The 23,738-nt window shown below is 48.2% G+C and carries 33 protein-coding genes, 1 tRNA gene and 2 pseudogenes; 35 read left to right on the forward strand and 1 reads right to left on the reverse strand.

Annotated features, from left to right (window positions below; translation table 11 throughout):
* The first annotated feature begins 73 nt into the window (after nt 1–73).
* The 32 genes from rpsJ to K9E37_RS04570 all read left to right on the forward strand — a co-directional run bounded on the left by rpsJ (nt 74) and on the right by K9E37_RS04570 (nt 17,466).
* Nucleotides 74–382 carry a 30S ribosomal protein S10 gene (rpsJ, locus tag K9E37_RS04415; RefSeq protein ID WP_003808013.1) on the forward strand — a complete coding sequence of 103 codons (309 nt, stop codon included), beginning with the start codon at nt 74–76 and terminating at the stop codon, nt 380–382.
* Between the two features lie 16 nt (nt 383–398).
* Entirely contained in the window at nt 399–1,049 is a 651-nt protein-coding gene (gene rplC / locus K9E37_RS04420) for a 50S ribosomal protein L3 (protein ID WP_076002619.1), read from the forward strand.
* 5 nt (nt 1,050–1,054) lie between these two features.
* Nucleotides 1,055–1,720: a 50S ribosomal protein L4 gene (rplD, locus tag K9E37_RS04425; protein ID WP_012913826.1), complete on the forward strand. Its 666-nt coding sequence runs from the start codon at nt 1,055–1,057 to the stop codon at nt 1,718–1,720.
* Between the two features lie 5 nt (nt 1,721–1,725).
* Nucleotides 1,726–2,022: a 50S ribosomal protein L23 gene (rplW, locus tag K9E37_RS04430; RefSeq protein ID WP_004105515.1), complete on the forward strand. Its 297-nt coding sequence runs from the start codon at nt 1,726–1,728 to the stop codon at nt 2,020–2,022.
* A 34-nt stretch (nt 2,023–2,056) separates the two neighbouring features.
* Nucleotides 2,057–2,887 carry a 50S ribosomal protein L2 gene (rplB, locus tag K9E37_RS04435; protein WP_004574091.1) on the forward strand — a complete coding sequence of 277 codons (831 nt, stop codon included), beginning with the start codon at nt 2,057–2,059 and terminating at the stop codon, nt 2,885–2,887.
* 15 nt (nt 2,888–2,902) lie between these two features.
* Nucleotides 2,903–3,181 carry a 30S ribosomal protein S19 gene (gene rpsS, locus K9E37_RS04440; RefSeq protein WP_004114357.1) on the forward strand — a complete coding sequence of 93 codons (279 nt, stop codon included), beginning with the start codon at nt 2,903–2,905 and terminating at the stop codon, nt 3,179–3,181.
* Between the two features lie 16 nt (nt 3,182–3,197).
* Nucleotides 3,198–3,557, forward strand: a complete 360-nt coding sequence (gene rplV / locus K9E37_RS04445; protein WP_004105510.1) for a 50S ribosomal protein L22 — start codon at nt 3,198–3,200, stop codon at nt 3,555–3,557.
* Between the two features lie 2 nt (nt 3,558–3,559).
* Nucleotides 3,560–4,378: a 30S ribosomal protein S3 gene (rpsC, locus tag K9E37_RS04450; RefSeq protein WP_004574090.1), complete on the forward strand. Its 819-nt coding sequence runs from the start codon at nt 3,560–3,562 to the stop codon at nt 4,376–4,378.
* Between the two features lie 4 nt (nt 4,379–4,382).
* Entirely contained in the window at nt 4,383–4,802 is a 420-nt protein-coding gene (rplP, locus tag K9E37_RS04455; protein WP_004109684.1) for a 50S ribosomal protein L16, read from the forward strand.
* Nucleotides 4,802–5,053, forward strand: a complete 252-nt coding sequence (rpmC, locus tag K9E37_RS04460; protein WP_004105502.1) for a 50S ribosomal protein L29 — start codon at nt 4,802–4,804, stop codon at nt 5,051–5,053. The genes rplP and rpmC overlap by 1 nt, the downstream gene beginning before the upstream one ends.
* 2 nt (nt 5,054–5,055) lie before the next feature.
* Nucleotides 5,056–5,322 carry a 30S ribosomal protein S17 gene (rpsQ, locus tag K9E37_RS04465; RefSeq protein WP_004114365.1) on the forward strand — a complete coding sequence of 89 codons (267 nt, stop codon included), beginning with the start codon at nt 5,056–5,058 and terminating at the stop codon, nt 5,320–5,322.
* 90 nt (nt 5,323–5,412) lie between these two features.
* Nucleotides 5,413–5,781 carry a 50S ribosomal protein L14 gene (rplN, locus tag K9E37_RS04470; protein ID WP_004574089.1) on the forward strand — a complete coding sequence of 123 codons (369 nt, stop codon included), beginning with the start codon at nt 5,413–5,415 and terminating at the stop codon, nt 5,779–5,781.
* A 1-nt stretch (nt 5,782) separates the two neighbouring features.
* On the forward strand, nt 5,783–6,118 hold the full coding sequence (rplX, locus tag K9E37_RS04475; protein ID WP_012913827.1) for a 50S ribosomal protein L24: 336 nt from the start codon (nt 5,783–5,785) through the stop codon (nt 6,116–6,118).
* Entirely contained in the window at nt 6,115–6,687 is a 573-nt protein-coding gene (gene rplE / locus K9E37_RS04480) for a 50S ribosomal protein L5 (protein WP_004109679.1), read from the forward strand. The genes rplX and rplE overlap by 4 nt, the downstream gene beginning before the upstream one ends.
* Nucleotide 6,688: 1 nt before the next feature.
* Complete coding sequence (locus K9E37_RS04485) at nt 6,689–6,874, forward strand: type Z 30S ribosomal protein S14 (RefSeq protein ID WP_003808046.1); 186 nt, start codon at nt 6,689–6,691, stop codon at nt 6,872–6,874.
* Between the two features lie 86 nt (nt 6,875–6,960).
* A complete protein-coding gene (gene rpsH / locus K9E37_RS04490) occupies nt 6,961–7,359 on the forward strand; it encodes a 30S ribosomal protein S8 (protein ID WP_004105495.1) in 399 nt (132 codons plus the stop codon).
* A gap of 16 nt (nt 7,360–7,375) precedes the next feature.
* Nucleotides 7,376–7,915, forward strand: coding sequence for a 50S ribosomal protein L6 (gene rplF / locus K9E37_RS04495; RefSeq protein WP_004109673.1), 540 nt, complete (start codon nt 7,376–7,378; stop codon nt 7,913–7,915).
* A gap of 1 nt (nt 7,916) precedes the next feature.
* Nucleotides 7,917–8,288, forward strand: a complete 372-nt coding sequence (gene rplR / locus K9E37_RS04500) for a 50S ribosomal protein L18 (RefSeq protein WP_004109670.1) — start codon at nt 7,917–7,919, stop codon at nt 8,286–8,288.
* The gene (gene rpsE / locus K9E37_RS04505; RefSeq protein ID WP_004574087.1) at nt 8,285–9,013 is read left to right on the forward strand and encodes a 30S ribosomal protein S5; all 729 of its coding nucleotides are present in this window, start codon (nt 8,285–8,287) and stop codon (nt 9,011–9,013) included. The genes rplR and rpsE overlap by 4 nt, the downstream gene beginning before the upstream one ends.
* Nucleotides 9,013–9,195 carry a 50S ribosomal protein L30 gene (gene rpmD / locus K9E37_RS04510; protein ID WP_004105491.1) on the forward strand — a complete coding sequence of 61 codons (183 nt, stop codon included), beginning with the start codon at nt 9,013–9,015 and terminating at the stop codon, nt 9,193–9,195. The genes rpsE and rpmD overlap by 1 nt, the downstream gene beginning before the upstream one ends.
* Nucleotides 9,196–9,197: 2 nt before the next feature.
* Nucleotides 9,198–9,653 carry a 50S ribosomal protein L15 gene (rplO, locus tag K9E37_RS04515; RefSeq protein ID WP_004109667.1) on the forward strand — a complete coding sequence of 152 codons (456 nt, stop codon included), beginning with the start codon at nt 9,198–9,200 and terminating at the stop codon, nt 9,651–9,653.
* Between the two features lie 195 nt (nt 9,654–9,848).
* Nucleotides 9,849–11,192 (forward strand): preprotein translocase subunit SecY, encoded by a 1,344-nt coding sequence (secY, locus tag K9E37_RS04520; protein WP_004574086.1) that lies wholly within the window; start codon nt 9,849–9,851, stop codon nt 11,190–11,192.
* A 28-nt stretch (nt 11,193–11,220) separates the two neighbouring features.
* Nucleotides 11,221–11,781 carry an adenylate kinase gene (locus K9E37_RS04525; protein ID WP_012913828.1) on the forward strand — a complete coding sequence of 187 codons (561 nt, stop codon included), beginning with the start codon at nt 11,221–11,223 and terminating at the stop codon, nt 11,779–11,781.
* Nucleotides 11,782–11,923: 142 nt separating this feature from the next.
* The gene (gene infA / locus K9E37_RS04530; protein ID WP_004105485.1) at nt 11,924–12,142 is read left to right on the forward strand and encodes a translation initiation factor IF-1; all 219 of its coding nucleotides are present in this window, start codon (nt 11,924–11,926) and stop codon (nt 12,140–12,142) included.
* Between the two features lie 20 nt (nt 12,143–12,162).
* The gene (gene rpmJ, locus K9E37_RS04535; protein WP_003842636.1) at nt 12,163–12,276 is read left to right on the forward strand and encodes a 50S ribosomal protein L36; all 114 of its coding nucleotides are present in this window, start codon (nt 12,163–12,165) and stop codon (nt 12,274–12,276) included.
* 144 nt (nt 12,277–12,420) lie between these two features.
* Nucleotides 12,421–12,798 carry a 30S ribosomal protein S13 gene (gene rpsM, locus K9E37_RS04540; protein ID WP_004105472.1) on the forward strand — a complete coding sequence of 126 codons (378 nt, stop codon included), beginning with the start codon at nt 12,421–12,423 and terminating at the stop codon, nt 12,796–12,798.
* 83 nt (nt 12,799–12,881) lie between these two features.
* Complete coding sequence (rpsK, locus tag K9E37_RS04545) at nt 12,882–13,280, forward strand: 30S ribosomal protein S11 (protein WP_004105468.1); 399 nt, start codon at nt 12,882–12,884, stop codon at nt 13,278–13,280.
* 79 nt (nt 13,281–13,359) lie between these two features.
* Nucleotides 13,360–14,355: a DNA-directed RNA polymerase subunit alpha gene (locus K9E37_RS04550; protein WP_004574084.1), complete on the forward strand. Its 996-nt coding sequence runs from the start codon at nt 13,360–13,362 to the stop codon at nt 14,353–14,355.
* Nucleotides 14,356–14,432: 77 nt separating this feature from the next.
* Nucleotides 14,433–14,867, forward strand: a complete 435-nt coding sequence (gene rplQ / locus K9E37_RS04555) for a 50S ribosomal protein L17 (RefSeq protein WP_004129014.1) — start codon at nt 14,433–14,435, stop codon at nt 14,865–14,867.
* A 127-nt stretch (nt 14,868–14,994) separates the two neighbouring features.
* Nucleotides 14,995–16,254 carry an Mbeg1-like protein gene (locus K9E37_RS04560; protein ID WP_004109646.1) on the forward strand — a complete coding sequence of 420 codons (1,260 nt, stop codon included), beginning with the start codon at nt 14,995–14,997 and terminating at the stop codon, nt 16,252–16,254.
* A 118-nt stretch (nt 16,255–16,372) separates the two neighbouring features.
* A complete protein-coding gene (locus K9E37_RS04565) occupies nt 16,373–17,290 on the forward strand; it encodes a tRNA pseudouridine synthase A (RefSeq protein WP_103013792.1) in 918 nt (305 codons plus the stop codon).
* 90 nt (nt 17,291–17,380) lie between these two features.
* Nucleotides 17,381–17,466, forward strand: a tRNA-Ser gene (locus tag K9E37_RS04570).
* Between the two features lie 833 nt (nt 17,467–18,299).
* On the opposite strand, the gene K9E37_RS04575 is transcribed toward K9E37_RS04570, so the two are convergent.
* Entirely contained in the window at nt 18,300–19,301 is a 1,002-nt protein-coding gene (locus K9E37_RS04575; RefSeq protein WP_102703347.1) for a hypothetical protein, read from the reverse strand.
* A 170-nt stretch (nt 19,302–19,471) separates the two neighbouring features.
* On the opposite strand from K9E37_RS04575, the gene nusA reads away from it, so the two are divergent.
* The 3 genes and pseudogenes from nusA to infB all read left to right on the forward strand — a co-directional run.
* Nucleotides 19,472–20,554, forward strand: coding sequence for a transcription termination factor NusA (gene nusA, locus K9E37_RS04580; protein WP_004109632.1), 1,083 nt, complete (start codon nt 19,472–19,474; stop codon nt 20,552–20,554).
* Nucleotides 20,555–20,872: 318 nt separating this feature from the next.
* Nucleotides 20,873–21,020: pseudogene (locus K9E37_RS06475) on the forward strand (translation initiation factor IF-2 N-terminal domain-containing protein); the annotation flags it as partial.
* A gap of 383 nt (nt 21,021–21,403) precedes the next feature.
* Nucleotides 21,404–23,737: pseudogene (gene infB / locus K9E37_RS04585) on the forward strand (translation initiation factor IF-2); the annotation flags it as partial.
* Nucleotide 23,738: the final 1 nt, after the last annotated feature.

A 23,738-nucleotide genomic window follows, 5' to 3' on the forward strand; every position in this document is an offset into this window, starting at 1 on the left:
GGTTTATTCTCGCCGGTGCCCTTGAATTCAGGTTGGTAAACAGTAAACGAATCGCTAGAAAGGGCGGACGGCAATGGCGGGACAGAAAATCCGCATCAGGCTTAAGTCCTATGACCATGAGGTCATCGACCAATCGGCGAAGAAAATCGTCGAGACGGTGACGAACGCGGGCGCCACAGTAGTGGGTCCGGTTCCTCTGCCGACCGAGAAGAACGTGTTTGTTGTTATCCGTTCTCCTCATAAATACAAGGATTCTCGCGAGCATTTCGAGATGCGCACTCATAAGCGCCTCATTGACATCGTAGATCCAACGCCAAAGGCTGTGGATTCTTTGATGCACATTGACCTGCCTGCGGATGTAAACATCGAGATCAAGCTGTAGGAAGGGGGAGAAAGTAATGTCGCAGAATAAGAATCGCACTGCATTGCTCGGCCGCAAGCTGGGTATGTCGCAGGTTTGGGATGAAAACGGCTTCTTCGTCCCCGTAACTCTGGTTGAAGTTGCTACTAACGTAGTTACCGCTGTAAAGACTGTAGAGTCTGACGGTTATTGCGCAGTACAGCTCGGTTACGGCCAGATTGATCCTACCAAGGTGACTAAGCCATTGGCTGGTCATTTTGCAAAGGCTGGTGTAACTCCTCGTCGTCACCTTGCTGAGGTGCGCACCGAGAACGCGGCAGATTATCAGCTAGGTCAGGAATTGACTGCTGAATTGTTCGCTGAGGGTTCTGAAGTAGATGTCACTGGCACTACCAAGGGTAAGGGTTTTGCTGGCACTATCAAGCGTTGGGGCTTCAAGTCCTATCGTCGTACTCACGGCTCGCACAAGAACGAACGTCGCCCAGGTTCTGTGGGCGCTTGCGCAACTCCAAGCCGCATTTTGAAGGGCAAGCGTATGGCTGGTCGCATGGGTCATGTGACTTCCACCGCGCTTAACCTCACCATCGTTTCTTCGGATGTCGAGAACGGCATTCTCGCTATTAAGGGCGCTGTTCCAGGTCCTAAGGGCGCAATCGTTCTCGTCCGTTCGGCAGTGAAGGGAGCCTGATAATTATGGCAAACGTAACTCTGAACGTCACTGATACTAAGGGCAATGCAAACGGAACCGTTGAAGCTCCTGCTGAAATTTTCGGCATCTCCAACGAAGACGTTTTAGCTCACGGTCCACTGGTTCATCAGGTCGTAATCGCTCAGCTTGCTGCTGCTCGTCAGGGCACCCATGCTGTGAAGAATCGTGCTAATGTTTCCGGCGGCGGTAAGAAGCCATGGAAGCAGAAGGGCACCGGTCGTGCTCGCCAGGGTTCCATTCGTGCTCCTCAGTGGGTACATGGTGGCGTTGTTCACGGTCCAGTTCCTCGTAAGTACGATCAGCGCACCCCGAAGAAGATGAAGGCAGCTGCTCTTCGCTACGTTCTTTCGGATCGTGCAAATGCTGGACGTATTGCTGTAGTTGACTTTGGTATTAAGGATGTTCCATCCACCAAGACAGCTGTTGCAGCACTTACTCCTGTGACCAATAACCAATTCACTACTGTTGTTCTTTCTCGTGAGAACATCAATGAGTGGATGTCTGTACGCAACATTCCAACTGTTCACGTGATCTTCGCTGATCAGCTCAACACTTACGATGTTGTTACAGCTCAGTACGTCGTCTTCTCCAAGGAAGGCTTCGAAGCCTTCGTTGCTGCTAAGACCGAGCCTGTCGTTAAGGAGGCCTGATTTAAATGGTCGCAGTCCATAACCCAGCACATGACGTAATTCTTAAGCCAGTTGTTTCTGAAAAAAGTTACGCAGCTTCTGATCGTGGTCAGTACACTTTCGTAGTGGCTCCAGATGCTAACAAGGTTCAGATCAAGCAGGCTATCGAAGAAATCTTCAAGGTCAAGGTGACAAACGTTAACACTTTGAACCGCGCTGGCAAGTTGAAGCGCTCTCGCACCGGTTTCGGCCGTCGTGTGAACCAGAAGCGTGCTATTGTCACCGTGGCTGAAGGTCAAACGATTGACATCTTTGGTAACTGAAGGCTAGCCGAGAAAAGTAAAGGAATACTATATTATGGCTATCCGCGTTTATAAGCCGACGACTGCAGGCCGTCGCAACGCTTCGGTTTCGGATTTTGCCGAGATCACGCGTTCTACGCCTGAAAAGTCGCTGGTACGCAAACTCAGCAAGACTGGTGGTCGTAACTCTTACGGCCGCATGACTTCTCGCCATCGCGGCGGTGGTCACAAGCGTCAGTATCGTCTCATCGACTTCAAGCGTTGGGACAAGGATGGCGTGCCAGCAAAGGTCGCTCATATTGAGTATGACCCTAACCGTTCCGCTCGCATCGCTTTGTTGCATTACGCAGACGGTGAGAAGCGTTACATTATCGCTCCTGAAGGCGTTGCCCAGGGTGATGTTATTGAGACCGGCGCTCAGGCTGATATTAAGCCAGGCAACAACCTGCCTCTGAAGAATATCCCAACTGGTACCGTGGTTCACGCGATTGAGCTTCGTCCACTTGGTGGTGCGAAGATTGCTCGTTCCGCTGGTGCTGCTGTTCAGCTTGTCGCTAAGGATGGTGCTTATGCGCAGTTGCGTATGCCATCTGGCGAAATTCGTAACGTGGACGCTCGTTGCCGCGCTACTGTTGGCGAAGTAGGTAACTCCGATCACGCCAATATCGAGCTTGGTAAGGCAGGTCGCGCACGTTGGCTTGGTCGTAGACCAATCACCCGAGGCGAATCCATGAACCCTGTGGACCATCCACATGGTGGTCGCACCCGTGGTGGTAAGCCACCAGTTTCTCCATGGGGCAAGGGCGAGGTTCGTACACGTCGTCCAAAGAAGGCTTCGAACAAGATGATTGTTCGTCGTCGCCCGAATGGTAAGAACCGCAAGTAAGGGAGTGTCGAATAGATGACTCGTAGCATCAAGAAGGGCCCTTTCGTCGACGCCCACTTGCAGAAGAAAGTCGACGAGCAAAACGACAAGGGTACGCACAATGTCATTAAGACTTGGTCGCGTCGTTCGATGATTACTCCTGATTTCATTGGACACACCTTTGCCGTACATGATGGCCGCAAGCATGTGCCGGTATTCGTTACCGAAGCCATGGTTGGTCATAAGCTCGGTGAGTTCGCCCCGACCAAGACCTTTAAGGGTCATGTGAAGGACGACAAAAAGGCACGCCGCTAAAGGAGAGTTAGGACACATGGAAGCTAAAGCAATCGCTCGTCACGTTCGCGTGACGCCGCGCAAGGCTCGCCGCATGGTCGACCTCATCCGAGGCAAGCGTGCAAGCGAAGCTATTACCATTTTGAAGTTTGCTCCTCAGGACGCATCATTGCCGGTGCGTAAGGTTCTTGAAAGCGCGATTGCTAACGCTCGCGTTAAGGCTGAAAAAGCCGGTGAACCATTCCGTGAGCAGGACTTGGTCATCAAGGAAACCTATGTGGACGAGGGTGTAACGCTTAAGCGTTTCCGTGCTCGTGCACAGGGTCGCGCTGCGCGCATTAACAAGCGCACAAGCCATATCACTGTTATCGTCTCGCTTAAGGAAGGAGCCCGCTAAAGATGGGTCAGAAGATCAATCCTTTCGGCTATCGCCTGGGCATCACCGAGAATCATCGCTCTAAGTGGTTCTCTGACTCCAACAAAGCTGGCGAGCGTTATCGTGACTTCGTCCTTGAGGATGACAAGATTCGCAAGGAAATGAGCCATGACCTCGAGCGTGCCGGCGTATCTCGTATCGTTATCGAGCGCACTCGTGATCGCGTTCGTGTAGATATTCACACTGCTCGTCCGGGTATTATCATCGGTCGTCGTGGCGCTGAAGCTGAGCGCGTTCGCGCAAAGCTCGAGAAGCTCACAGGCAAGCAAGTACAGCTCAACATCTTCGAAGTGAAGAACGCTGCACTTGACGCTCAGTTGGTTGCTCAGGGAATTGCGGAGCAGTTGACAAACCGTGTTACATTCCGTCGTGCTATGCGTAAGGCACAGCAAGATGCAATGCGTGCAGGTGCCAAGGGTATCCGTATCAAGCTCTCCGGTCGCCTTGGTGGTGCCGAAATGAGCCGCTCTGAGTTCTATCGCGAGGGTCGCGTTCCACTGCAGACCCTTCGTGCCTTGATTGATTACGGCTTCTTTGAAGCTAAGACCACATACGGTCGTATCGGCGTAAAGGTCTGGATCTACAAGGGTGATATGACCGAGCGTGAGTTCGAAGAGCAGCAGGCTCAGCAGGGTAAGCGTGAAGGTCGTCGTGGTGGCGATCGTCGTCCACGTCGTGGCGCACGTCCTGCTAACCAGCAGAAGGCTGCTGAAGCACAGGCTGAAAAGCCAGCTGAAGCTGCAGCTGCTGAAGCTCCTGCCGCAACGGAAACGAAGGAGTGAGCAGATGCTTATCCCAAAGAGGACTAAATATCGTAAGCAGCACCGTCCTACCCGTAGCGGCATGTCTAAGGGTGGCACCGAGATCGCTTTCGGCGATTTTGGTATTCAGGCGCTGGCTCCGGCTTACATCACTAACCGACAGATCGAGGCAGCTCGTATCGCAATGACTCGCTACATTAAGCGTGGCGGTCGTGTGTGGATTACGATCTTCCCAGATCGTCCATTAACCAAGCACCCGCTTGGTGCGCGAATGGGTTCCGGTAAGGGTGCTCCAGAATTCTGGATTGCCAACATCCACCCAGGACGCGTAATGTTCGAGATCGGTGGTGTTTCTGAGGACATCGCTCGCGAGGCTTTGCGCCGCGCTATCGATAAGCTCCCAATGAAATGCCGTGTTATTGCGCGTGAAGGCGGTGACATCTGATGCCAGTCGGAACTGCAGACTACACCATCAAGAATTTGAACGAGAAGACAAATGCTGAGATCGAAGGCTTCTTGAAGAAGTCTAAGGAAGAGCTATTTAACTTGCGCTTCCAGGCAGCAACTGGTCAACTCGAAAACAGCGCTCGCCTCAAGGCGGTCAAGCACGACATTGCCAGGATGTATACTATCCTGCGTGAGCGTGAACTCGGCATCAGCCAAGAGCCTGGCGCCACTGAGGTCAAGGAGAAGTAAGCATGGCTGAGAACCAAGAGCGCAACTTCCGCAAGGTTCGTCGCGGCTACGTCGTGTCCGAGGCCATGGACAAGACAATCGCCGTTGAGCTGGAGCAGCGTTCGACACACCCGCTTTACGGTAAAGTCGTTCGCTCCACCCGCAAGGTCAAAGCCCATGATGAACACAATGAGGCACATATTGGCGACCTCGTGAGTATTATGGAAACTCGGCCACTGAGCAAGACCAAGCGTTGGCGTCTCGACTCGATTATCGAGCGCGCCAAGTAAACAAGTTCGGCAAGGCTCCGCGCTTCACCTGTGTCTGCTAATGTGTAGACACAGGTGAGTGGGGAGAACCAGCTCGGCTAAGGAGAATCAATGATTCAGCAGGAAACGCGGCTTCATGTCGCCGACAACACGGGTGCTAAGGAGTTACTTGCCATCCGCGTGCTCGGTGGATCGAAGCGACGCTATGCCGGCATCGGCGACATCATCGTCGCCTCCGTCAAGGACGCGATCCCTGGCGGGTCGGTCAAGAAAGGCGACGTAGTTAAGGCTGTCGTCGTCCGTACTGTCAAGGAACATCGCCGTGTCGATGGTTCCTATATTAAGTTCGATGAGAACGCCGCCGTAATTCTCGGCTCCGGTCGTGAACCAAAAGGCACTCGTATCTTCGGACCAGTCGGTCGTGAATTGCGTGATCAGCGCTTCATGAAGATTGTGTCCCTTGCTCCGGAGGTGATCTGATATGGTAGCCAAGATTAAGTCCGGCGACCAGGTGAAGGTCATTCGCGGCAAGGATCGCGGTAAGGAAGGCAAAGTAGTTCGTGTACTAGCCGATGACCGTTTGATTGTAGAAGGCGTTCAGATCGTTAAGAAGCACGTTCGCGCCACCCAGCAGGGTCAGCAGGCGGGCATTGTCTCGGTTGAGGCTCCAATCCATCGCTCTAATGTGATGGTTATTGATCCAGAGACCAAGCAGCCTACACGCGTTGGCGTGATTGTTAAGCAAGAGGCTCGTGACGGCAAGGTTAAGACCGTGCGCGTGCGTGTCGCCAAGAAGTCCGGAAAGGAGCTGGCATGACCGATACTACAGTTGAGTTGCCGGCAACTCCGCGCTTAAAGCAACAATACAAGGATGAAATCGTACCAGCCTTGGAGAAAGAATTCGGCCACACTAATCCTATGCAGGTGGCTCGCGTGCAGAAGGTTGTCGTCTCTATGGGTGTCGGCGCTGCAGCTCGTGATTCTAAGCTCATTGAAGGTGCGATTAAGGATCTCACTTTGATTGCCGGCCAGAAGCCAAAGGTAACTAAGGCAAAGAAGTCTGTCGCTCAGTTCCATTTGCGCGAAGGTCAGGCTATCGGTGCTTACGTAACTCTTCGTGGCGATCGTATGTGGGAATTCTTGGATCGTTTGCTCACTCTGGCTTTGCCTCGTATCCGCGATTTCCGTGGTATCAATGGCAACCAGTTTGACGGTCAGGGTAATTACAACTTTGGTCTTACGGAACAGTCTATGTTCCATGAGATTGATCCTGACTCGATTGATCATCAGCGTGGTATGGACATCACCGTGGTGACTACCACCAAGGACGATGTGGAGGCCAAGTCTTTGCTTAAGCACCTCGGTTTCCCATTCAAGGAGAACTGAAATGGCAAAAACCGCTCTGAAAAACAAGGCGGCCGCCAAGCCGAAGTTCAAGGTACGCGCTTATACGCGTTGCCAGGTTTGTGGTCGTCCTCACTCCGTGTATCGCAAGTTCGGTCTGTGCCGCATCTGCCTTCGTGAGAAGGCTCATCGCGGTGAGTTGCCGGGTGTTACGAAGTCCAGTTGGTAAATATCGACGCTGAAGGTCCACTGCTTGAAGACAAAGTTCTCATATAGAGGCGGTGGAAACCACGGCGAGAAAGGGCGTTAGCCCACATGACAATGACAGATCCAATCGCAGACATGTTGACACGTCTGCGTAATGCGAGCGCGGCAAAGCACGATACCGTGGAAATGCCGTACTCCAAATTCAAGGCGAATATCGCCGAGATTCTGAAGCACGAAGGCTATATTAAGGACTTCGCTGCTAAGGAAGCTAAGGTTGGACAGACGTTGGAAATTACGTTGAAGTATGGCTCCAATGGCCAGCGTTCTATCCAAGGCATCAAGCGCATTTCTAAGCCAGGCTTGCGTCGTTACGCAAAGTCTGATGCTTTGCCAATGCCTCTTGGTGGTCTCGGTATTGCTATTATCTCGACCAGCTCGGGATTGTTGACTCAGAAGGAATGCCTCGATCGAGGCATTGGCGGCGAAATCGTCGCCTACGTATGGTGAGAAAGGAGAGCTGAAGATGGCATCGCATATTGGTAAGCTCCCCGTCGACATTCCTGCAGGCGTGGAAGTAAAGATTGAAGGTCAGTCCTTCAGCGTCAAAGGCGCTAAGGGTTCTGATTCTTATGAAATTCCAGAGGGAATCACCGCAGCAGTCGCTGACAATCAGATTGTTCTGACTCCAGTTGACGATTTGCGTCCAACTCGTGCAAAGCATGGTTTGGCTCGCGCAATTGTTGCTTCTATGGTGAAGGGTGTACATGAAGGCTACACCAAGACTTTGGATATTGTCGGTACCGGTTATCGTGCAGTGATGAAGGGCAAGGGCATTGAGTTCTCGCTCGGTTATTCTCACACTATTACCGTTCAACCACCGGCAGGTATTGAGTTCGAGTTGCCAAATCCTAACCAGGTAATCGTAAAGGGCACCGATAAGCAGACTGTTGGTCAGGTTGCTGCTAACATTCGTAAGCTTCGTGCTCCAGAACCTTACAAGGGTAAGGGTATTAAGTACACCGATGAACGTATCCTGCGCAAGGCTGGAAAGGCTGGTAAGTGATATGAGCGTTAAGATTTTCGGTAAGGGTACCAAAGTCGCACGTTTGCGTCGTCACGCCCGTCTTCGTAAGCACATTGCCGGCACATCTGAACGTCCTCGTTTAGTTGTTTCCCGTTCTAACCGTCATATGGTTGCTCAGATTGTGGATGATACCAAGGGAATTACTTTGGTAAGTGCTTCCACTTTGACTGCTGACTTCGCTGGTTTCACTGGCACGAAGACTGAAGCTGCAACCAAGGTTGGCGAATTAGTAGCGGCTAAGGCGAAGGAAGCGGGTATCACCGCTGTAGTCTTCGACCGTGGCGGTAACAAATATCATGGTCGCGTCGCAGCAGTGGCTGAAGGCGCCCGTCAGGGAGGTCTGGCACTGTGAGCGACAACGAAAAGGAAACCCAAGTGGCTGAAGAAACTCAGAACACTCAGGCATCCGCTGAGGAGCGTAACGATGATCGTCGTTCTCGCCGTAACAAGGGCGAGGGTAAACGCGGCGAACGTCGTAATCGTCGTGAAGAAAACCGTGGCGAAGAGCTTCTGGATCGCGTAGTTACTATTAACCGTGTTTCCAAGACCCACAAGGGTGGTCGTACCTTTAGCTTTGCAGCACTTGTTGTTGTTGGCGACGGTAAGGGCACTGTTGGTGTTGGTTACGGCAAGTCTCGCGAAGTTCCAGCTGCTATTGCTAAGGGTCAGCTTGACGCTAAGAAGCATATGTTCACTGTTCCACGCATTCGTGGCACCGTCACTCATCCAGTGCTCGGTCACGATGCTGCTGGTACTGTGTTGCTCCGTCCAGCTGCTCCAGGTACTGGTGTAATTGCTGGTGGTGCTGTACGCGCTGTTATGGAATGCGCCGGCATCACGGACATCCTCACCAAGTCCATGGGCTCTGCAACTGCTGTAAACGTAGTGCGTGCTACTGTGGACGCTTTGAAGAAGCTCGAAGAGCCAGAAGAGATTTCTGCTCGTCGTGGTCTTTCTCTTGAGGAAGTCGCTCCTGATGCTTTGCTCCGTGAGCGTGCTGCTGGCATTGCCGAAGCTCGCAAGGCTCGCGAAGAAGCTCAGGCCGCCAAGGCATCTGAAGCAAAGGATGGTGAGTGATGTCAAATTTGAAGATCACTCTGGTGCATGGTTTAGTTCATACAACTGAGCGCCAGCGCGCGAATGTTCATACGCTCGGCCTTCATAAGATTGGTCACAGCGTAGTTCGCGAGGACACCCCCGTCAATCGTGGCTTGGTTATGGCCGTTCGTCACTTGGTGAGCGTCGAGGAGGTCGACTGATTATGGCTAACGAAGAACCAATGCTGCATATGCACACGTTGCGTCCAGCTCCAGGAGCTAAGAAGGATCGCATCCGTGTAGGTCGTGGTGAAGGCTCTAAGGGTAAGACCTCAGGTCGTGGTGATAAGGGCACCAAGAAGCGTTATCAGGTTCGTCCTGGCTTCGAAGGTGGTCAGCTCCCACTGTACATGCGCTTGCCTAAGTTGCGTGGCTTCAAGAGTCCTTTCAAGAAGGAATTCCAAGTCGTCAACGTTGCAGATCTTGCTGACCTTTTCCCAAAGGGTGGCGAGGTTACTGTAGCTGACCTTATTACTAAGGGCGCTGTACGTGATGGCTATCCTGTAAAGGTTCTTGGCGATGGTGAATTGACTGTTGCTTTGACTCTTAAGGGTATGAAGGCTTCTGCTTCTGCTAAGGCAAAGGTTGAGGCTGCCGGCGGCTCCATCAGCGAAGAGTAGTTAAAGGCTACTTAAAGCTTGATGCAGTTATAAATCTGTGATAGTCCCTCTAGCATTGTCTAGAGGGACTATTTTTATCACCAAAACTCACCAATAACCTATTTCAGTAGGTACCGTGGGTTAAACTATCGTCTCAGAGTTTGTTTTTTGCACTGTTGCGCCTAGGAGTGCGCGAAAAAAGGGAGGAAGACCCAGGTGAAAACGTTAATCCAGGCCTTCAGGACGAAGGAGTTGAGGAACAAGATCCTCTTCGTCTTCGCTATGATAATTATTTATCGTATTGGTTCATTTATTCCGATTCCGGGTGTGGACTATAAAGTTGTGCACGCTTGCACTGTTAAATTAGCTTCATCGAGCGAGAACTTTATTGGGTTAGTTAACTTGTTCTCAGGTGGCTCGCTGTTGCAGCTTTCTATTTTTGCTTTGGGTGTTATGCCTTACATCACTGCTTCCATTGTGATTCAGCTTTTGCGCGTGGTCATTCCTCGCTTCGAAGCTCTTCATAAGGAAGGTCAGTCTGGAGAAACAAAGCTTACGCAGTACACGCGTTACCTAACTATTGGATTGGCAATTTTGCAATCTACTACGATTTTGGTAACAGCACGTACGGGTGCTTTGTTTAATTATCAGTGCGGAAATAATATTATTCCAGACGGAAGCATGTGGAGCCTTATTGTCATGGTTTTGATCATGACTGGCGGCACTGGTCTTATTATGTGGATGGCAGAACTCATTACCGATAAGGGTATCGGTCAAGGCATGTCTGTCTTAATCTTTATGTCTATTTGCTCTGGCTTCTTGCCAAAGCTTTGGGAGATTGGTTGGGGAACCAACGGTTCTAATGGCGATTGGAATAAGTTCGCTATTGTTGGTGGCGTTTTGATTGTTATCCTCATATTTGTTGACTTTGTTGAGCTTGCTCAGCGTCGTATTCCTGTGCAGTATACGCGTCGCATGATTGGCCGAAAAATGTATGGCGGCTCTTCGACTTATTTGCCATTAAAGGTAAATATGAGTGGTGTTATTCCACCAATCTTTGCTTCGTCAATTCTTGCTGTTCCTACCCTTATTGCTCAGTTTGGAGATAAGAGCAAGGCTTGGGTGAATTGGATTGAAGCTAATTTGGCTAATTCCACTTCTGCTTGGTATATTGCGTTTTACACAGTAATGATTGTGTTCTTCTGCTTCTTCTACACAGAGATTACTTTTAATCCTGATGAGACTGCAGATAACATGAAAGAGTATGGTGGCTTCATACCAGGCATTCGCGCTGGTAGTGCTACAAGTCATTATCTTAGCTATGTTATGAATAGGTTGAATACTGTCGGTGCTATTTATTTGCTCTTTGTTGCATTGATTCCTACCGTTTTGATTATGGCTTTGCATTTGAATACAAAATTGCCATTTGGTGGTACAACAATTTTGATTATTGCTGGCGTTGGTTTGGATACGTTGCGTCAAGCAAAGGCTCAGACTGAACAATTCCAGTATGCTGGTTTCTTGTTCAAGCATGATGAGCAAAAGCAAGTATCTAAGTAACTACAGTTAGCGAGCTAAGGAGATGAATATGCGATTACTAATTATGGGTCCACAGGGCGTTGGAAAAGGCACTCAGGCCGCTTTGTTAAGTGAGCATTATGGCATTCCAGCGATTTCTACTGGTGATATTTTCCGTTATAACCTTAAGAATCATACTGAGCTTGGAAAACAGGTTCAGGGATATCTTGACAAGGGCGAGTTGGTTCCAGATGAGCTGACTAACAGCATTGTTAAGGATCGTCTTGCTCAGGACGATGCAAAGAGCGGCTGGATTCTCGACGGTTATCCTCGCAACGCTTCTCAGGTTCAAGCTTTGGATCGTATGTTGGAAGAGCTTGGCACTCCTCTCGATCACGTTGTGGCTCTCGAGGCTGAGCGCGATGTTTTGCTCGAACGCATGCAAAAGCGTGCAGTGGAGCAAGGTCGTTCTGACGATACTCCAGAAGTAATTGCTAAGCGTTTAGAAACGTATGAGAAGGAAACAGCTCCATTGCTTGATATCTATGATAGCCGCGGTCAGTTGGTTGAAGTAGATGGCGTTGGAGATATTAAGGAAATCAATAATCGCATTGTTGAATCACTTAATTAAGTAGTGCGTTTTTAAATTTAAAAAGTAAAATGCGTTCTGTTCGACACGCCGAGTGTTGAATGGGACGCATTTACTGTATTATAAAAGATTGGCGTGTCTTCGGATGCGCAAAGTAGTATGCCCAAGGAACGGAACGAGGCTCATGGCAAAAGACGGTGTGATTGAAGTCGAAGGCACGGTAGTAGAAGCACTACCAAATGCGATGTTTCGCGTTCAGCTTGAGAATGAGCACATTGTTTTAGCTACGATTTCTGGTAAGATGCGTAAAAATTATATTCGCATTCTTCCTCAAGATCGTGTAGTGCTAGAAATGAGCCCTTACGATCTAAATCGTGGGCGTATTACGTACCGTTATAAGTAAGGTACAAGCAAAGGAAAACCATGAAGGTCAGCCCTAGCGTGAAGAGGATCTGCGAAAACTGCCGCGTGATCCGCCGTCACGGCCGCGTCATGGTGATCTGCATTAACCCACGTCATAAGCAGCGTCAGGGCTGAGCAGATTTCCATCGCGGAATACAAAGAATAAGGCGCTAAGTCACAGCCTAAGCTGAACCCTGGGTGCGCAGGCCCAGGCCGCACTTAATTTCTATTAGTGCGGAAGACTTGGTGCACGACCTGCGTAACAGTAAAGGAATTACAATGGCACGTCTTGCCGGAGTAGATATTCCCAATGAGAAGCGCATTGAGATTGCCCTCACCTACATTTTTGGTGTTGGTCGTACTCGCGCTAAGGAAACGCTTGCCGCGACCGGTGTTAATCCGGACACTCGCGTCAAGGATCTTACGGATGAACAGCTGATCACCTTGCGTGATTATCTTGAGGCCAATTACAAGATTGAAGGCGATTTGCGTCGTGAGATTGACGCTGACATCCGTCGTAAGATTCAGATCAACTGCTATCAAGGCCAGCGTCATCGCAAGGGTCTTCCTGTGCGTGGTCAGCGTACTAAGACTAATGCTCGTACTCGCAAGGGTCCGAAGCGTACTGTCGCCGGGAAGAAGAAGGCCACCCGATAGTAGTCGGTGGTCGGCTCTAGGCCACGGATATATTTCCATCGTCTAGACATACCAACTCATTCGTCATTAGGAAACGAGGGTCAATGGCAGCTGCAAAGCAAGCCTCGCGCAAGCCGCGTCGCCGGGACCGCAAGTCGGTGCCGGTTGGGCAGGCGCATATTAAATCAACATTCAATAACACGATTATCTCCATTACCGATCCATCCGGTGCAGTCCTTTCTTGGGCTTCCGGCGGTGATGTCGGCTTTAAGGGTTCCCGTAAGTCGACTCCTTACGCTGCAGGTATGGCTGCTGAGTCTGCTGCACGCAAGGCAATGGAGCATGGCCTCAAGAAGGTCGACGTGTTTGTTAAGGGTCCAGGTTCCGGTCGTGAAACCGCTATCCGTTCCCTCCAGTCCGCGGGTCTCGAAGTTGGTTCTATTACCGACGTTACCCCACAAGCGCATAACGGCGTACGCCCACCAAAGCGTCGCCGCGTCTGAGCACTCTTACGAATCCATCCATCCAACCCGCTTATGGGCGGCGAGTGCACCACCGACCAGAAGCTGAAAGGATACCAAAGTGCTTATCGCACAGCGTCCGACACTTACCGAGGAATCACTGAATCCCCAGCGTTCTCGCTTTACTATTGAGCCGCTGGAACCAGGTTTTGGCTACACTCTCGGCAATTCGCTGCGTCGTACCTTGTTAAGCTCTATTCCAGGTGCTGCCGTTACTTCGGTTCGCATCTCTGGAGCTTTGCATGAGTTTACGACTCTGCCAGGTGTTGAAGAAGATGTCACTGAAATTCTGCTGAACATCAAGGGCATCGTGCTCACGAGTGAGTACGACGAGCCTGTAGTGATGTATTTGCGCAAGAATGGTAAAGGTGAGGCCACTGCTGGAGATATTACTCCTCCAGCCGGTGTTACTATTGCTAATCCTGACTTGCATATTGCTACACTCGCAGAAGATGGTGAACTTGAAATTGAGTTTACTGTTGAACGCGGTCGCGGTTACGTGCCAGCTCAGATGAACAAGCAGGAGAACAGCGAAATCGGCCGCATTCCTGTGGATTCGATCTACTCACCAGTTTTGAAGGTGAGCTATAAGGTCGAAGCTACCCGCGTGGAACAGCGCACGGACTTCGATAAGCTCATCCTGGATGTGGAAACCAAGCCAGCTATTACACCGCGTGATGCAGTTGCATCTGCAGGCTCGACTTTAGTTGAGCTTTTCGGTCTTTGCCGTGAGCTTAACGTTGATGCTGAAGGTGTTGAAGTTGGTCCAGCGCCAACTCATGATGAAGCTGATTCTCAGTTGGCTATACCGATTGAAGATATGAATTTTACTCAGCGTAGCTATAATTGCTTGAAGCGTGAGGGTATTCATACAGTCGGCGAACTGGTAGTTCACACTGAGCAGGATTTGCTCGATATTCGTAATTTCGGCATGAAATCCATCGATGAAGTTAAAGAGAAGTTGCAGGCAATGGGTCTGTCTTTGAAGGCTTCACCGATTGGCTTCGACGCCAATAATCTCGAAGGTGGCACTTTCTTCTCGCCTGAAGACGAGTAAGTTCCGCCTGCAATCGTCGTAACGTTCGGATGTTCGGGTTGATGCCCACCTGAACGATGCGACAATAAGGAGTAATAATGCCTACACCGAAACAAGGCCCTCGTCTGGCTTCTAGCCCGGCTCATGAGCGCCTGATGCTGGCCAATATGGCGACCAGCCTCTTCCAGCACGGTCGTATCGTAACGACGTTGCCAAAGGCAAAGCGTCTTCGTCCGCTTGCTGAGCGTTTGATTTCGTTCGCTAAGCGTGGCGATTTGCATTCGCGTCGTCGTGTGTTGCGTGTAATTCGCAACAAGTCCGTGGTTCACGTGCTTTTCACTCAGATTGCTGAGCAGATGAAGCAGCGTGAAGGTGGTTACACACGTATCGTGAAGATTGCTCCACGTCGTGGTGATACCGCTCCTCAGGCAATTATTGAGCTCGTAACTGAGCCAGTAAGCCCAAAGAAGGCTGTTGTGAAGGAAGCTGAAGCAGCTACCAAGGTTGCAGCTAAAGAAGAAGCTGCCGAGTAGTTTGCATTCCAGCTTTACGCATCGGTAAAGTGAATCTTAAAGCAAGCGTTTAATCGCTTCTTGAAGAATTGCTAAAACGAGTCGAGGATTTCCTCGGCTCGTTTTTTGTTTGTATTATTATTAAGTTATGCCGAATATTTTGGATCAAGTAAGAAGCGATTTTCGTACTTTTGCTCAAAGAAGTTTTAATTCTGTTGATGCTTTGATTTTGTGTGAGCTTTCATACATAAATATGCCAAAATCTATTCCGCTATATAACAGTGAGTCAAAAGTTATTTCGACTACGCCTATTTACGATCTGCTACGTTTTGAAGATTTTTCGTCGATGTTTTCTTCTGGAGTAGCTAAGGTTGATAAGTTTCGTCAAGAGTTACTTTTTGCAGTTGCAGCTAATCCGCGCTACAGAGGTATTAAAGTAGGCGAAATTCTTGAACGATTTGATAAATCGAATGCTCATGAATCTTGTGAACAGCAGTTTGCTGGTGTTACTTTTGACCTTAGTTCTTGTGAAGGAATTGATAATCCGAATACTATTGTTGTTGCTTTTAGAGGAACTGATAATACGCTTGTTGGGTGGAAAGAAGATTTTAATATGGCCTTTCGCTGCCCAATTCCAGCTCAGGAGTCAGCAGCAGAATATTTAATTTCTGTAACACAAAGATATAGTAAATATATTGCAAAAAAAGCTAGTTTATTACAAAAAATTTCCTCGTTTTTCGCAAAATCAACTAATTCGAAGCGTGACAATTGCGATAACAATAATAAGCGCGATAATAATAACAAGCGCAATAACAGCCCGAATATTATTGTCACAGGTCATTCAAAAGGTGGGAATATGGCGTCCTATGCTACTATGCGATTGGATGCGGAAAATGAAAAACTTGGCAATCTTGTATCTAAAATTTATTCAATGGATGGGCCGGGTTTTGCAAATGATGTAGTAGATACTAGCGTTTTTTCGTGCGTGGCAAGTCGAATAGAGAAAGTTGTGCCGCAATCTTCGATTATTGGGCTTCTTATGGATAATGGATTGCCATATAAAGTAGCTAGGGCTGATTCTGTTGGTTTAATGCAACATTTTGGCATGTATTGGCATGTTGAGGATGGTGATTTTGACTATCGAGATGAAGTTACTGCTCGTGCTGCTGCAATCGCAAAAGCTATGAATTCTTGGATGTTTGATTTGCCTGTTGAGGAACGAAAACGCAGGATTGATAGTGTGTATAACGTTTTGTCGAGTTTAGGTTATCCTACTTTTGATTTATTGGGTTCTCATTGGTCTGAGCTTGTGCCAAAATTACTTGGAATGGCAACGCACTTGGATGCGAAGTCTTATGAGCTTATACGCGGAATTATTGCTGCTGTTGCTGGCGTAGGCGTGAAGTAACTGTGGTGAAGCAAGCTTTATGAGTAACTGTAGATGGAAAGTAATACTAAGCGGAAGCAACTGTAAACGGAATTTAATTGCGGAATTATTTAGTTACGACGAATGGAAGGTTTTTTAAATGCGACTTCGCTTAGATTTAGCGTATGATGGCGGCGGATTTTACGGTTGGGCTAAGCAGCCTACTTTGCGCACCGTGCAGGGTGAAATTGAGGGTGCTTTGCATACAGTATTGCGTGTTCCAGAAGGGGATGCTGCTGAGCCGCTGCGCCTTACTGTGGCTGGACGTACGGATACGGGCGTGCATGCATCGCATCAGGTTTGTCATCTTGATGTTTGTGAAGAAACTTTATTGCGATGCGTAGGTCATACTGGATTGGACGGTGTTTGCGCGCTCGAGTACAGGCTTAAGCATGTTTTGCCACAAGATATTTCGTTGCATAAGGTTAGCGTTGCGCCCATTGGTTTTGATGCACGCTTTTCTGCGTTAGAGCGCACGTATGTGTATCGTATTTGCGACGCTTCTGATTATTGTGATTATGACCCTCGTATGCGCGGTTTTGTTTTGAAACTTGATGATGTTTTGGATGTTGATGCAATGAACCAGGCTGCGAGGCTTATGATTGGCCTTCACGATTTTGGATCTTTTGCGCGCCCTAATCCTGGAGGCACTACTATTCGCGATGTAAAAAGTGTCTGTTGGGAACGCGTGGGAACGCGTGCTAATGACGTGCGCGTTAAGCTTAAAACTGGATGCGTGCCGCCTGTTGAGCAGGGTTTGCTTGAATTTACTATTGTCGCTGATGCTTTTGCGCACAATATGGTGCGTTCTCTTGTGCAAGCTTGTGTGCAAATTGGTTGTGGGAAGCGTTCTTTTGATTGGTTTGAGGAAAAGATCAATGTTCCTCTTCGTGAAGGCTCGACGGGTCCAATTGATCCTCATGGATTGACATTGGAATATGTAGCTTATCCTCCTGATGAGGAGCTTGCTTCTCGCGCTGAAAAAATTCGCGCTCGCCGTGATTCTGCTGAGTTATAGCGTTTCAACTCGCCATAAATTTATATTCGCGCCATGGTTTACAATTGAAAAGTTGCGTTTGCGCGCGATTTTGTTGCGCGAATCGTAAGTGGATGAATGTCCGAGCGGTCTAAGGAGCACGCCTCGAAAGCGTGTGAGGGTAAAATCCTCCGCGAGTTCGAATCTCGCTTCATCCGCAGAATAATAAGCTTCAAGCGTATTTCGCGCTTGAAGCTTTTTTATTCTGCCGAGCTTGCTCAGGTTGGAAGCACAGTGTGCTTCCAACGCAAGCGAGGTCTTTCTGCGTCAATAAAGACGCAGAAAGTGTGGGCTAGTGTGTTTAACGTAGTGTGTTAGGTTTGTGTTGCCGTATTTCGCGCTTGAAGCTTTTTAGGGTTATAGGCCAAAAAGTGTGTAAAGCTAAGCTGATGAGTATTCTGTGGCATAAACTAGCCTCAGCACTGTTAAAAACTCAGTCAAGTATCTTAAGAAAGTAACGGTCATATGTTACTCGCGCAGTACGTAATCTGCGTTAACAACAGATAAGCGGGGTTATATGTTACTGGTGCAGTACGTAATCTGCGTTAGTAACAGCCTTTGACGATTTATTGTTAAATACTCAGCTAATACATGCTTCGAACGCCGCTTAACATAAGAAATAACCCACATTCGATATACTGCGAGCCTTACTGCTATAAGGGTTATGAGCTTATTTTTACACACTTTTTGTCCAGGTGGAGAATGTGCAGAAAACAGATTCGATTACCGCAAAACCCTTGTATTGCAAGGTCTAAGACATGATTTCTTACACACTTTTTGGCCTATAACCCTAATCCGCGCGAACTTTCTCTCGCGTTTGGAGTGTTTGAGGTTGTGTGACGCTCCATTTGTGAGAGTGCTGCCTCTTGTTTGGAGCGTTTTGTTTTGGAAATTGCTCCAAACGTGCGCAACTTATCTCTCGTTTGTGGTTAAGTCCTATTTTGTGTGTAAAAGGGAATGCCCTATAGGCTAAAAGCCCCAAGGTTAAGTTTTACTTCAAAATAAGCTTCGTATCAGTAGGATACCCAAGTTCATAAGCTCTTAGCAGTCTAGATGTGATTAATTGCACAGTTGCATTTTTAAGAGTTTGTTGAGCGCGTATTACAGAATCGTTATCATCGCTTTTTGTAGTAACGTTATTCTCGGATGCATTATTATTTTTTGACGTAATAGTTATTATTTGATTAAAAGCAGCTAGCTCTTCTCTAGCGCAATCCATATAAGCTATAGCGGTAATCGACAGATCTTTTCCGCTTGCTGAATCATGTGTTTTTCCGCTTTCTAACGCCTCTTGAGGAATATCGTAAACTTTTTTGCGCAAGTCTGTTCCTTCTCCTGCAACTCGCATAAGAGTTTGAGCGTTTGTCGACGCCATATCGCTGTATTCCAATGTTATATTTTGCTCTTTTCTCGCTGCTAGTGTTTGTAAAATAAAAGCAAGTTTGTCTTCAGCTTCTGCAGCTTGAGCTAAGGGTTGATGTGTCCATTTGAAGTTTTTGTAATGATTTATTACTTCTATAAGATTCGCGTATGAATCGTGCTCCATTTGTTGCGCTGTTGTAGTTTTTGTATTTTCTGAGCTTTCGTTTCCGCTTTTATTGCTTACATTATTTGAATTTTCGTTACTATTTTTCTTCGAAAGCATTTCCCATTGAGCTTGCGTGCTGTATATAATGCTTTCACTTAATCTTCCTGGGCATTGCTGAGCGACAGTTTTCCAATATTTTGCTGCGGTTTCAAAATTCTTAATGGATGTGTTGTTTTGGTTCTTTTTGATTTCACGCTGCTTTTTTTGCGCAAGTCTGTATGCTTTAGCACATGCATTTTCTGGAGCTGCTGTGTGAACTGTATGCTCGACGTGAATGTTTTGTAATGTTCCACAGGCTGTTAGCAGTGGAGATATTAAAACGCATATAAGAAGCACGAGTGCTCTGGCAATACTGCGTTTTACTTGTTTGCGCATGTCATTTAACAAAACATAAAGTGTCTGCATAATCTACTAAAATAGCCACTGACTGTGACCAATATCGATTTATTAATTTGGTATTTGTTCTAAGTCTGCAACAATTAAAGCTAACTGTCGTTAGAAGAAAAAATAAGTGTGCTTTAATAGTTACAATTAATAATCATAAATTAATGCGTTATAACGAGAGGACGTGCGCGATGGAATTGGATTTGGCGGGAATGCATCAGCTTGCGGCACAGCAGGGGATTAATGCCGAGGAGCTGGACGAGGCGCTCGCCGAGGCCTTGCGTCTTGCGTATATGAAAACCGCTCATCCTGCAAAGCATGTGCGAGTTGAATTGGACGAACGTGCAGGTTCGTTCACTGTGTGGGCTAGGGATGAAATTCCTGGTAAACCTACTGAAGATAACCCGTATCCAGCTCCAACGCTGGGAGAGGAGTATGACGATACTCCTCATGATTTTGGTCGTTTAGCTGCTGCAACGGCTCGTCAAGTTATTAGTCAAATTTTCCGTAAAGCTGAAGATGATCGCGTGTTTGGTGCGTTTTCTGGTCAAAAAGGAAAGCTTATTAACGGCATTATTCAACAAGACGCAAAAGATAACACTAATATCCACGTTGCTGTTGGAGATGTTGAAGCTATTTTGCCGCGTCGCGAGCAGGTTCCAGGTGAACGTTACCGCCATGGTGAGCGTATTCGCGTATATGTTGTAAATGTTGCTCGTGGTCTGCGTGGTCCGGAAATTGTTGTTTCACGTTCACATCCTGAATTAGTTCGTCGTCTTTTTGAGCGAGAAGTGCCGGAACTTGTTTCTGGAGCAGTTTCTATTATGTCGATTGCACGTGAAGCCGGAGCTCGCACAAAGATTGCTGTTAGAGCTAATACTGAAGGTGTGAATCCAAAGGGTGCTTTAATTGGTCCTGGCGGTTCACGCGTGCGTGCTGTAATGGAAAACTTGGGTCAAGAGAAGATTGATATTGTCGATTGGTCGTCTGATCCAGCAAAGTTTGTTGCTGCTGCTCTTTCGCCTGCTACTGCTACACAAGTGCAAGTAGTGAGTGAAAAGAATCAAACTGCAGTTGCTTTTATTCATGATGCTCAGCTTTCTCTTGCTATTGGTAAAGAAGGTCAGAACGCTCGTTTGGCTGCAAAGTTGACTGGTTGGAAGATTGGTATTGAGTCTGCGGAAGAGCATGCTAAGAAGGTTGCTGCAGCTCAAGCACAAAATGCTCAGCCTGCTTCAGCTGATTTGAATAATAACGCATCTGCTGCTGAATAGATTGTTAATTGAGAAGTGCTAAATATTTTTAGATTGATATTTTCGCAATGTTTAGCACTTCTTGATTGTTTATTTTGCTAGTGGTGTGCAAATAAAGTAGTCTCTCGTGTGGCATTTAGCGACACTCGAGTCAATCCAACGTTTCGAGTATGCTAAAAGCTGGAATCTGGGCGAAAGGCAATCGCCATCGTCCGGCGGGAGACGAGGTATAAGATCATGGTCGCACGATGATATATCGCACGATAATAAATAATAAGCTCGCAATAATGTAAAGTGGTCGCGTGTACTAGCGCTGCCACAGACAGAGGAGAACACTGAGTGGTTAAAAAGCGCGTGTATGAACTGGCCAAAGAATTTGGTGTAGACAGTAAAACCGTGTTGGAGCGTTTGAAGAGCATGGGCGAATTTGTTAAGTCTGCTTCTTCAACAGTTGAGGCTCCAGTAGTTCGTCGTTTGCAAACAGCGTTAGCATCTGACGGAAATAAGTCCGAAAAGGCATCTAGTGCAAGTAAGCCTGCTGCGCCAAAAGCTAAGCCTCAAGCTAAGCCGCAGACTAAACCTCAAGCTAAAGATTCGTCACACAGTGATTCTGTAGCTGGCTCTTCTGCTAACCAGCCTGTGCACAACACAGCTTCTCATTTTGTTCCAAAGCCGGGTGCAAATCATACTCGTTCAAACAATCCTTCGCGTTCTAATGCTGCTGCCGGCGAAAATAGAAAAAATGATCGTCGCAATGATAATCGTGATAATCGCGGCGAATCGCGACAGCAAGCTCAAGGTCAATCTCACTCAGATCGTTCACAGATGCCTCCTCGCCCTCGTCCGCACCAGAATGCACAAGGTGCAGGCGCATCTGCTCCACGTCCTGGTAATAATCCGTTTAGCCGTAAGCAGGGTATGCGTGCTCCTACACCTGGAGATATTCCACGTCCTCATCCGATGTCTCGTCCTGGTGCTGAAAATGGCCGCGGTGGTCGTCCAGGTCAAGCTGGCTCTGGACCTCAAGGTTCGCGTGGTGAACGTGCAGAACGCGGTGGCCGCTCGCGTGGTGGCCGCTCTGGTCAAGGTGGCGCACGCTCATCGCAGTGGTCGGGTCAGCGTCGTGGTCAAGGTGGCGCAGGTGCTGGCTCTGGTGCATCTTCTCGCCCATCTGCAGAATCTCGTTTTGCATCTCAAGGAGCTAGCTTCCAGGCTGCTGCAGCAGGCGCACCTAATGGTGGTCCATCGCGTGGCGGCGGTCGCGGTCGTGCAGGAGCTGCAGGCGCATTCGGTCGTCAAGGTGGTAAATCTTCTAAGGCTCGTAAGAATCGTTTAGCGAAACGTCGTGAATACGAAGAGCTTAAAGCACCAGTGATTGGCGGCGTGCGTATTCCTTCTGGTAACGGCGCTACGATTCGCTTGCGTCAAGGCGCAACTCTTTCTGATTTGGCGGAAAAGATTGATGTAAATCCAGCAGCTTTGGTAACTGTGCTCTTCCACTTGGGAGAAATGGCAACATCTACACAATCTTTGGATGAATCAACATTCCAAATTTTGGGTGAAGAAATCGGCTGGAATATCAGCATTGTTTCTGCTGAAGAAGAAGATAAAGAGCTTTTGCAGCAGTTTGACATCGATTTGGACGAAGAAGAGCTGCAAGAAGATGACGATTTGCAATCTCGTCCGCCTGTTGTTACTGTTATGGGTCACGTCGATCACGGTAAAACTCGCTTGCTTGATACCATCCGTAAGTCGAATGTTATCGATCGCGAAGCAGGTGGCATTACTCAGCGTATCGGTGCTTATCAAGTAACTGTAAATCTTGAAGGAAAACCTCGTAAGATTACGTTCCTCGATACTCCAGGTCACGAAGCGTTTACTGCTATGCGTGCTCGCGGTGCTGAGCTTACAGACGTTGCAATTCTTGTTGTTGCAGCAGACGACGGCGTAATGCCTCAGACTGTTGAAGCTATTAACCACGCTCAAGCTGCTCATGTGCCAATTGTTGTGGCTGTGAACAAGATTGATGTTGAAGGTGCTAATCCTGAAAAGGTTCGCGGTCAGCTTACAGAATACGGTTTAGTTGCTGAAGAATACGGCGGCGACACCATGTTTGTGGATATTTCTGCAAAGCAGGGCACTAACGTCAATAAGCTTCTTGAAGCTGTGTTGTTGACTGCTGACGCTGAGCTTGATCCTAAGGCAAATCCAAATATGGATGCTCGCGGTGCAACTATCGAAGCTCGACTCGATAAGGGTCGTGGTGCTGTTGCTACTGTTCTTGTGCAGCAAGGTACTCTTCACATTGGTGATTCTATTGTTGCTGGCACTTCTTATGGCCGTGTGCGCGCTATGCTTGACGAGAACGGCAAGCATTTGCAGGATGCGGCTCCTTCCACTCCTGTTCAGGTGCTTGGTTTAACTTCTGTTCCAACCGCAGGCGACCTGTTCTTGGTTACTTCGGACGACCGTTCTGCTCGTCAAATTGCTGAAAAGCGTGCAGCTACAGAGCGTGCAGCTCAGCTTGCTAAGCGCCGCAAGGTTGTGTCTCTTGAAAGCCTTAAGGAACAGTTCGCTAAGTCTGAAGTTGACATGCTGAACATCGTTATTAAGGGCGATTCTTCTGGTTCTGTTGAAGCTTTGGAAGATTCCTTGATGAAGATTGAGGTCTCTGAGGAAGTTGGCATCCAGGTTATTCACCGCGGTGTTGGTGCAATTACTCAGAATGATGTGAACTTGGCAACTGTCGATAAGGCTGTGATTATTGGCTTCAACGTGCGTCCAAACCGTCAAGTTGCTGATTTGGCAGACCGTGAAGGCGTGGAAGTTAAGTACTACTCAGTTATTTACAAGGCAATCGAAGATATCGAAGCTGCTTTGAAGGGTATGCTTAAGCCAGAATTCGAAGAAGTTGTTACTTCGCATTCCGAAATTCGCGAAATCTTCCGTTCTTCCAAGTTCGGCAATATTGCTGGTGTTATGGTTCAAGATGGCGAAGTCAAGCGCGGTACGAAGTGCCGTATTTTGCGCGACGGCGTTGCTACAGTCAACGACCTGGAGATTTCCAGCTTGCGTAGGTTTAAGGATGACGTGCAATCCGTTAGCGAAGGTTACGAAGCTGGTATTAATCTCGGCAGCTTCAATGACATTGAGCTTGGCGATATAATCGAAACCTTTGAAATGAAGCAGATTGAGCGCAAGTAAT

The organism is Gardnerella swidsinskii (assembly GCF_023277705.1).
GTDB classification, from domain to species: domain Bacteria; phylum Actinomycetota; class Actinomycetes; order Actinomycetales; family Bifidobacteriaceae; genus Bifidobacterium; species Bifidobacterium swidsinskii.

What these genes read in the sequence shown, in the direction of transcription:
- rpsJ (WP_003808013.1), top strand. Translation starts at nt 74, where the DNA reads ATGGCGGGACAGAAAATCCGCATCAGGCTTAAGTCCTATGACCATGAG.
- rplC (WP_076002619.1), top strand. Translation starts at nt 399, where the DNA reads ATGTCGCAGAATAAGAATCGCACTGCATTGCTCGGCCGCAAGCTGGGT.
- rplD (WP_012913826.1), top strand. Translation starts at nt 1,055, where the DNA reads ATGGCAAACGTAACTCTGAACGTCACTGATACTAAGGGCAATGCAAAC.
- rplW (WP_004105515.1), top strand. Translation starts at nt 1,726, where the DNA reads ATGGTCGCAGTCCATAACCCAGCACATGACGTAATTCTTAAGCCAGTT.
- rplB (WP_004574091.1), top strand. Translation starts at nt 2,057, where the DNA reads ATGGCTATCCGCGTTTATAAGCCGACGACTGCAGGCCGTCGCAACGCT.
- rpsS (WP_004114357.1), top strand. Translation starts at nt 2,903, where the DNA reads ATGACTCGTAGCATCAAGAAGGGCCCTTTCGTCGACGCCCACTTGCAG.
- rplV (WP_004105510.1), top strand. Translation starts at nt 3,198, where the DNA reads ATGGAAGCTAAAGCAATCGCTCGTCACGTTCGCGTGACGCCGCGCAAG.
- rpsC (WP_004574090.1), top strand. Translation starts at nt 3,560, where the DNA reads ATGGGTCAGAAGATCAATCCTTTCGGCTATCGCCTGGGCATCACCGAG.
- rplP (WP_004109684.1), top strand. Translation starts at nt 4,383, where the DNA reads ATGCTTATCCCAAAGAGGACTAAATATCGTAAGCAGCACCGTCCTACC.
- rpmC (WP_004105502.1), top strand. Translation starts at nt 4,802, where the DNA reads ATGCCAGTCGGAACTGCAGACTACACCATCAAGAATTTGAACGAGAAG.
- rpsQ (WP_004114365.1), top strand. Translation starts at nt 5,056, where the DNA reads ATGGCTGAGAACCAAGAGCGCAACTTCCGCAAGGTTCGTCGCGGCTAC.
- rplN (WP_004574089.1), top strand. Translation starts at nt 5,413, where the DNA reads ATGATTCAGCAGGAAACGCGGCTTCATGTCGCCGACAACACGGGTGCT.
- rplX (WP_012913827.1), top strand. Translation starts at nt 5,783, where the DNA reads ATGGTAGCCAAGATTAAGTCCGGCGACCAGGTGAAGGTCATTCGCGGC.
- rplE (WP_004109679.1), top strand. Translation starts at nt 6,115, where the DNA reads ATGACCGATACTACAGTTGAGTTGCCGGCAACTCCGCGCTTAAAGCAA.
- K9E37_RS04485 (WP_003808046.1), top strand. Translation starts at nt 6,689, where the DNA reads ATGGCAAAAACCGCTCTGAAAAACAAGGCGGCCGCCAAGCCGAAGTTC.
- rpsH (WP_004105495.1), top strand. Translation starts at nt 6,961, where the DNA reads ATGACAATGACAGATCCAATCGCAGACATGTTGACACGTCTGCGTAAT.
- rplF (WP_004109673.1), top strand. Translation starts at nt 7,376, where the DNA reads ATGGCATCGCATATTGGTAAGCTCCCCGTCGACATTCCTGCAGGCGTG.
- rplR (WP_004109670.1), top strand. Translation starts at nt 7,917, where the DNA reads ATGAGCGTTAAGATTTTCGGTAAGGGTACCAAAGTCGCACGTTTGCGT.
- rpmD (WP_004105491.1), top strand. Translation starts at nt 9,013, where the DNA reads ATGTCAAATTTGAAGATCACTCTGGTGCATGGTTTAGTTCATACAACT.
- rplO (WP_004109667.1), top strand. Translation starts at nt 9,198, where the DNA reads ATGGCTAACGAAGAACCAATGCTGCATATGCACACGTTGCGTCCAGCT.
- K9E37_RS04525 (WP_012913828.1), top strand. Translation starts at nt 11,221, where the DNA reads ATGCGATTACTAATTATGGGTCCACAGGGCGTTGGAAAAGGCACTCAG.
- infA (WP_004105485.1), top strand. Translation starts at nt 11,924, where the DNA reads ATGGCAAAAGACGGTGTGATTGAAGTCGAAGGCACGGTAGTAGAAGCA.
- rpmJ (WP_003842636.1), top strand. Translation starts at nt 12,163, where the DNA reads ATGAAGGTCAGCCCTAGCGTGAAGAGGATCTGCGAAAACTGCCGCGTG.
- rpsM (WP_004105472.1), top strand. Translation starts at nt 12,421, where the DNA reads ATGGCACGTCTTGCCGGAGTAGATATTCCCAATGAGAAGCGCATTGAG.
- rpsK (WP_004105468.1), top strand. Translation starts at nt 12,882, where the DNA reads ATGGCAGCTGCAAAGCAAGCCTCGCGCAAGCCGCGTCGCCGGGACCGC.
- rplQ (WP_004129014.1), top strand. Translation starts at nt 14,433, where the DNA reads ATGCCTACACCGAAACAAGGCCCTCGTCTGGCTTCTAGCCCGGCTCAT.
- K9E37_RS04560 (WP_004109646.1), top strand. Translation starts at nt 14,995, where the DNA reads ATGCCGAATATTTTGGATCAAGTAAGAAGCGATTTTCGTACTTTTGCT.
- K9E37_RS04565 (WP_103013792.1), top strand. Translation starts at nt 16,373, where the DNA reads ATGCGACTTCGCTTAGATTTAGCGTATGATGGCGGCGGATTTTACGGT.
- K9E37_RS04575 (WP_102703347.1), bottom strand. Translation starts at nt 19,301, where the DNA reads ATGCAGACACTTTATGTTTTGTTAAATGACATGCGCAAACAAGTAAAA.
- nusA (WP_004109632.1), top strand. Translation starts at nt 19,472, where the DNA reads ATGGAATTGGATTTGGCGGGAATGCATCAGCTTGCGGCACAGCAGGGG.